Raw genomic sequence first — 7738 nt, 5'->3', positions numbered from 1 at the left:
GGCTTTCAGAACCCTTCCGAACTCCTTCGCTCTCGGTTTTCCTGACGCCATGGCTTTCAACAACAGAATCTGAAAGCGAAAAAAGCTAGTTATTCAATATCGATAAATCTCCATTACCCATCCTAACTATTCCTATCCTGCTGCATCTCTTTTTCGGTACCCTATCATACCAATTGATATAATTATAATATCAACCGTGAGCAGGATTGCTAATCTTCCATTATTCCATTCTTCGACAGGCAGTTGAGGGATATGAGCAAAGCTGGATATATTTACAATCCAATCTGGTAAATTAAGCAATCCGCCGATATAAACAACAATGAAAGAAAATATTAAATAAAACCAAACTAATGAGGTTATTCTCGGCAACCATCCAAACAGGAATAAAGCTACACCAATTAATAATAACATCGCGGGTAAATAAGCCATTCCAGCTTGTAATAAGTTTATTAAAGGAATAGCTTCTTCCATAACAGCAGATGAACTAATCCACAAACCAAAGACCGCCAGAAACATGGAAATTACTGTACCACCAACACTAATCGTTCCATAAACCGTGACAATCTTTATTCTCGATGTACCTCTTACTAACAGATGTTCGAGACGCCCTTTCTTTTCCTCTCCCCTAATTTTTAAGAAGAACAACAATCCAGGTACTGTAGAAAAAATCGCAAGTACAACCATTAACATCGTAATAAACTGTTCCGTTAATGTATAGTCAGGATTATTTCCCAACATTTGCTGTATCACTTCATTATTCTCAAAAAATGCCTCTAAATCACCAAAGACGGAACCATATGATATTCCGAGCAGGAACATTGCAGTGAACCATGAAATGATAGTCGTGCGTTGTATTCTTACAGCTATACCCAGAGAGGTCATTAAATACTTGGCCGCCCTTTCTCTCCCATTTCTTGACCGGATATATCCTGCCCCAACATCCCTATGATCATTGAGCCAAAACGCAAAAGCTAGAAAAACCATAAACAATAGGATACCAATTATTACAGGAAAGTATTTATTACTAACAAAAACTTCTCCCCTGATTAGAATGCCTAATGGGGATATCATACTCCACATCTCATTACTTACATCACCTATTGCACGTAGTAAATAGGCTGCCATTAGAAATGTGATTGAATAACCTGTCGCTGCTCTTGCTGTCTCAGCCATTTGAGCAGATATTGCAGCAACACCAGAAAATATCAAACCTCCACATGTCAAAGTCATTCCATATAATAAGGCACCTTCAGCATCAATTCCTTCTATATTTATTAAAATCAGCCCGATGGCTACCAATATACCTATTGTTATATTTAGTACCATGGTAAAAAGTAAAGACGCAGTTAATGGAGTAAGTCTTCCGACAGGCAGTGAACGGACTATTTCCAATATTCCATCATCTTCTTCTGTTCTGGTCTGTTTAGTGACAACCAATATGCTCATAACAGCCATCACTATTAAAGTAAATAATAACATCTGATGTGACAGCATCGCCCCACTCGTGTAATGGTCAAGCCCGAAACCTGGTCCAACCATCGCAATCATAGCAGGATTAGCCATAGTTTCAGCAACCGCCTGCCTTTCTTGATCCGTTTTATACAGCCCGCCATATGCAGATGCTGTAAGTATTGTAATGAGCACTACAGAAAATGCCCATGTAAGAAAATTCACTTTGTTTAGTTTCCATTTTAAGAAAAATAAACGAGAAACAGAATGAAATAACAAACGTACCTCCTCCTCTCTATTCCTGATAATGCCTCATAAATAAATCTTCTAAAGTTGGTGGTTTACTTTCCAGTCTCTCTATACCATAGCTGCTTAACTTTTTCATAATTTCAGTTAATTTGTCAGCATCCACCTGGAAACGATAGCTTTCTTCGCTTTGTTGTACGTCATGTACTCCCTCCCATTTCTCTAAATCAAGTATGGGAGAGGTTGTAGCAATAACAAGATTCATTCTGGTAAGATGGCGCAATTCATCTATCGAACCTGTCTCAATAATTTCACCTTTTCGAATAATCCCGACCCGATCACATAACTTTTCTACTTCTGATAAAATATGACTGGACAACAATACGGTTTTCCCTGCATTTTTCACCTCTTCCACACACTGTTGAAAAACCTGTTCCATCAACGGATCTAATCCTGATGTCGGTTCATCCAGTATATACAAATCTGCATTTGAAGCAAAAGCTGCAATAAGGGCGATCTTTTGGCGATTACCTTTCGAATAGGACCCGCATTTTTTCTTTATATCTAATTGAAATCGATCAATGAACATATCTCTTTTTCGCTTATCGATTTTCCCTTTTAAACCGAGAAAAATATCAATCACCTCTCCACCTGTCAAGTTTCCCCAAAGGTTGACATCACCTGGCACATAAGCGACTTTCTCATGGATGGCTACGGCTTCTTTCCATACATCTTTGCCAAAAATGGCTGCATGACCAGATGTTGGCTGAAGTATACCTAACAGGATCCGAATGGTGGTAGATTTACCGGCACCATTCGGACCGATAAACCCAAACACTTCCCCTTTATTCAATTGTAAATCGATGTTGTTAAGTGCAACAAATGAACCAAATTTCTTTGACACTGCATTCATATTAACAATGCTCATCCAGCATTCCCTCCCCCACATTTTAAAATCAGTGATTTAGCTAGATAGATTTAAGGTAGTTAAGGTTTTGAAATATAATCATATATACATTTCATAATATACACTTTTAATATCGTATGCAACATTTTTTGAAATATTTTATTTGTTAAATTTCAAAAAATTCCTTAAAATAATAGAATGAGGTGATAAATATGGACGGATTTGAAAAAAGAACATATCAAAAACGGCTCAATATTTTAGAAGCAGCATTAAAACTGTTTACTAATAATGGAATAAAGAAAGTCTCCATAGCTGAAATTGCGATGAAGGCAAATGTTTCCCAGGTTACTATTTATAATTACTTTGAGAGTAAAGAGAATTTATTAAGAGAAACTATGGAGTATTATGTGGAAAAATCATTTGATCACTATCAGAAAATACTTGATGCCAATATGCCGTTTCCAGATAAAATTGAGCAAATGATCTTTCAAAAAACGGAGCTAACAAGTAATATTCATGAAGAAATATATTCTTATTTTCTTAACAGTTCAGCAGAACAATCATTATTCCTTGACAAAATATATCAGGAAAAGTCAATTCCTTTCTTTCATCAACTAATTACTGAAGGGAAAGAATCAGGATATATTAAAAATGAATTGTCAGAAAACGCTATTTTATTATTCATTCACATGTTTAAAGATTATATGCAAAAGAAAGACCTGACCGACATCCTTGTGCCAATCACTGAAGACGTTATGCATTTATTCTTTTATGGTATAATGGGCAAAAGTAATTGAGTTATATTGGATAGAGTAAAAGGAGTGACAATCATGGCATCAGCAAACCATCAATCCTTCAACATCCATGAATGGATGACAATGTTCAACTATATACCTGAACCTATATTAATAACAGAATTAAATGCAGACGGTTCAATGACTATTGTTGGTGCAAACAGATCTGCTGTCATCCATTCTGGATACTCAAGAAACGAATTATTGCGAATGACACCTGAAGATATCATTGATAAAAAAGTATGGGATCAACTAAATGACATTGATTTATTAATGGATAAGAAATCTCTGAAATTAGAATCTGTCCACGTTCAGAAAGATGGCAGTAAAATACCTGTTTCAGTCAATGTCCAATTAGTTGAACTGGATAATAACAGAACAATCATCATTAACAGTTATCGCGATATCTCTGATAAAAAAGATATACAGACACTATTAGAGACAACTGATCAGCAGCTACAGTCTCTTTTCATATATAATCCGGATATTATTTTTATGCTTGATCAAAAAGGAAATTTTATCAACATCAATCCTGCCAGTGAAAAAATTCTAAAATATAATTCTAATGAACTTTTGCAAAAAAATTATACTGATATTATCCACGCAGATGATCTTGAACGGACAAACAGGGAATTTAACATCATTTTGAATAAACAAACCGTCCAAACAAAATTAAAAGTTATTGATCATTTTAGCCAGACGCTGCAACTGGACCTGACAGCTGTCCCGATTATTGTCGACAATGAGGTGGAAGGTGTAATTGGTGTGGCACGTGACATTACGGAAGAAGGAAAAATAAAAGAAAAACTGCAAATTAGCGAGCAGCGTTATCGCTCACTTCTGGAAAATAATATCGATGCCGTATTATCCTTTGATCTGCAGGGGAGGTTTACTTATGTCAATAAAGCTACTGAGCAAATGATGGGGTATACCGAAGATGAACTTAAAGGAAAGCCGTTTATCGATTATATCGTACCGGAAGAAAAAGAAAGAACAATTAATGAGTATAATAAAGTATTAAACGGAAATGCCAATCAATATGAAACATGCATGCTCAATAAGCAAAAAGTGAGAGTTTACCTGCATGTAACAATCATCCCTATTATGGTTGAAGGAGATATAACCGGAGTTCATTGCATCGGGAAAGATATAACAGAAAGTAAGCAGTTTGAAGAAAAGTTAAACTATATGGCATATCATGACTATTTGACACAATTGCCTAATCAATATTACTTTCATTCCAAATTAAATGAAACGATAAAAATAGCGAAACAGAATAACACGCAGTTCTCTATCTTTTTCATTGATTTGGACCGATTTAAAATCATAAATGATTCTTTAGGTCATGATTATGGAGATATATTGTTAAAGAATGTGGCAAACAGATTAAAGAGTTTTGCTGATGATAATGCATCAATCTTCCGGTATGGTGGAGATGAATTCATCATTTTAGCCGAAAATACAAAGCAAGAAGAAGTTACAGAATATGTGAAAGCGTTAATGAAACTGTTAGTCAAGCCATATGAGCTAGATGGAATGGATATCGTTGCAACTCCCAGCATAGGCATTAGTATGTACCCTGCCGACGGAAAAGACCAGGAAACATTGATGAAAAAAGCTGATAATGCCATGTACTTCGCCAAACGAATGGGTAAGAGTAACTATCAATTTTACAGAGATTCAATAAACAGCAAAATCACCGGAAATATTGGTATGGAATCATTATTACGTAAAGCCATTGACAGAAATGAATTTTCTCTGTTTTATCAACCGCAAATTGAAACAAAAACTAATAGGATATATGGGGCTGAGGCGTTAATCAGATGGCATAATGAGAAGCTGGGTATGGTGTCACCAGGTGAATTTATTCCACTAGCTGAAGAGACTGGTTTAATTGTACCAATTGGAGAGTGGGTAATAAAGGAAGCTTGTAGACAAAATATAGCTTGGCAGAATGCTGGCTTCAACTGTTTTCCTGTCTCCGTAAATTTGTCGATTCGTCAATTTTATCAGACTGACTTAACAGAAACGATTAAAAGAATTATTCAGGATAGCGGGTTAGACCCTCAATTTTTAGAGTTAGAGATAACAGAATCGATGGCAATGGACTCAGAGACTTCTTCGGTAATATTAAAAGACCTGAAAAACTTAGGGGTAAAAATTGCAATGGATGATTTCGGAACTGGTTATAGTTCATTAAGTAATTTAAAGAAATTCCCTATTGACCATTTGAAGATTGACCAGTCTTTTGTAAAAGATATTTCAGCAGATGTGGATGACAGAGATATTGTTGCTACCATTATTATGCTTGCCCATAATCTGCATATTAAAACAATTGCAGAAGGTGTGGAAACAATCGATCATGTTGAATTTTTAACCAAACACGACTGTAATGTATTACAAGGCTATTATTTTAGCAAACCACTACCTGCACAGGATTTTGAAAATTGGATGAATAATTGGAAAAAACAGTGAAACTTTTAACTAACATGACCGTAAATATAATGAGACTTTAGCTCAGTGAACGCATTCTTACGTTTAGCACTGTCCTGAATCTTAACGGTCATGTTTTTATTATATGAAAAGGAGTTCAAATAAATGAAAAAGGAAAACAGTCAGTTTCTCACCTTGATTCTATCCACAAAAGTCCCCAAATTAGCCTTATCGCTTGGTTTATTAGGCAGTCTAATGACAACTCTTGTCGGTCTTGTTATTCCATTGATCACAAAGGAACTGGTCGATGGTTTTGACCCCTCAGAATTCAACACAGCATTACTCTTTATTATTATTGGTGTATTTCTGTTACAAGCTTTATTTGATGGTCTGTCTACATATGCACTAGCTTATGTGGGACAACGGATTATTGCGAAGCTAAGAGAAAGAATGTGGTCCAAATTTATCCGGCTCCCAATCAGTTATTTTGACAAACACAAAAGCGGAGAATCTGTGAGCAGGATAGTTAATGATACAAGTATTCTTAAGGATTTAATTACACAACACTTTCCCCAGTTTATTACAGGAATTATTACAATTATCGGAGCAGTAATTATTCTGCTGATTATGGATTGGAAAATGACGATTCTTATGTTTATTGCTGTCCCAATTGCTTGTGCAATTATTATTCCACTTGGCAGGAAAATGTGGAAAATTTCACGTGACCTTCAGGATGAGACGGCACACTTTTCTGGTGATATTCAGCAAACACTTGGAGAGATTCGATTGATGAAAGCATCAAACGCTGAATCTGAGGAACAGCAGAATGGAAATCAAAACATTAAAAATCTTTTTAAATTTGGATTAAAGGAAGCTACGGTAAGCTCATTAATCAGGCCACTCATGCAACTAACAAACATGCTTATGGTTGTTTTGATCATTACATACGGCGGAATTAGAGTAGCACAAGGAACTATGTCTACCGGTTCCTTAGTTGCATTTCTGCTTTATCTCTTACAAATTACAATGCCTATCGGTTCTTTTGCTATGTTCTTTACCCAATTACAAAAAGCAAGAGGTGCAACGGAACGCATTATGGACATTCTTAGTCTAAATGAGGAAGCACAAAACGGAATAGAGAAGGACATATCTAATAAAACCGTTTATTTTGACCATGTATCATTTAGTTATGATGAATCTGAACAAGTATTAGATAATGTCACTTTTGATGTACAACCAGGTACAATGGTTGCCTTCGCCGGGCCAAGTGGTGGAGGAAAAACTACAGTTTTTGGACTGCTTGAACAATTCTATCAACCTAGTTCCGGGGAAATAAGGATAGGCGATACAGTCATTCAGGATCATTCCTTACATTCATGGCGCAGTCAGATTGGTTATGTCTCACAGGATAGTCCAATGATGGCAGGAACTATTCGCGAAAATCTGTGTTATGGCTTAGAGGAAAAAGCAGCCATCTCAGATAACCGTTTATGGGAAGTTGCTGAAATGGCATATGCGGATCAATTTATTAAGGAATTTCCAAATGGACTGGATACCGAAGTTGGTGAACGCGGAGTAAAGTTATCCGGCGGACAGCGACAGCGTATTGCCATAGCTCGTGCCTTTTTGCGTAATCCAAAAATATTAATGATGGATGAAGCGACAGCCAGTTTAGACAGCCAGTCGGAAGCTATTGTTCAAAAGGCTTTAACACGTTTAATGGAAGGCAGAACAACACTGGTCATTGCTCATCGCCTATCAACCATTATTGATGCTGATAAGATAGTTTTTATTGAAAAAGGAAAAGTAACAGGTATAGGATCTCACAGTGAATTAGTTGCAGAACATCCTTTATATAATGAATTTGCAAAACAGCAATTGACGTAGTGATGGAGATTTTTGATCAAAT

At 36.1% G+C, this 7738-nt stretch carries 5 protein-coding genes; 3 read left to right on the top strand and 2 right to left on the bottom strand.

What is annotated here, in order from left to right:
• Positions 1–132 precede the first annotated feature (132 nt).
• Positions 133–1728, bottom strand: coding sequence for an ABC transporter permease (locus BMW36_RS07930; RefSeq protein WP_089740328.1), 1596 nt, complete (start codon positions 1726–1728; stop codon positions 133–135).
• A 16-nt stretch (positions 1729–1744) separates the two neighbouring features.
• The gene (locus BMW36_RS07925; protein WP_089740327.1) at positions 1745–2623 is read right to left on the bottom strand and encodes an ABC transporter ATP-binding protein; all 879 of its coding nucleotides are present in this window, start codon (positions 2621–2623) and stop codon (positions 1745–1747) included.
• Between the two features lie 191 nt (positions 2624–2814).
• On the opposite strand from BMW36_RS07925, the gene BMW36_RS07920 reads away from it, so the two are divergent.
• The 3 genes from BMW36_RS07920 (at position 2815) to BMW36_RS07910 (ending at position 7716) form a co-directional block, all read left to right on the top strand.
• Positions 2815–3399: a TetR/AcrR family transcriptional regulator gene (locus BMW36_RS07920; protein WP_089740326.1), complete on the top strand. Its 585-nt coding sequence runs from the start codon at positions 2815–2817 to the stop codon at positions 3397–3399.
• A 33-nt stretch (positions 3400–3432) separates the two neighbouring features.
• On the top strand, positions 3433–5871 hold the full coding sequence (locus BMW36_RS07915; protein ID WP_089740325.1) for a bifunctional diguanylate cyclase/phosphodiesterase: 2439 nt from the start codon (positions 3433–3435) through the stop codon (positions 5869–5871).
• A gap of 123 nt (positions 5872–5994) precedes the next feature.
• Positions 5995–7716: an ABC transporter ATP-binding protein gene (locus tag BMW36_RS07910; RefSeq protein WP_089740324.1), complete on the top strand. Its 1722-nt coding sequence runs from the start codon at positions 5995–5997 to the stop codon at positions 7714–7716.
• Positions 7717–7738: the final 22 nt, after the last annotated feature.

Source organism: Gracilibacillus ureilyticus (genome assembly GCF_900111195.1).
GTDB lineage: Bacteria > Bacillota > Bacilli > Bacillales > Amphibacillaceae > Gracilibacillus > Gracilibacillus ureilyticus.
The sequence above is the reverse complement of the archived record's forward strand: the minus strand, read 5'-3'. Positions and strand labels throughout refer to the sequence as shown.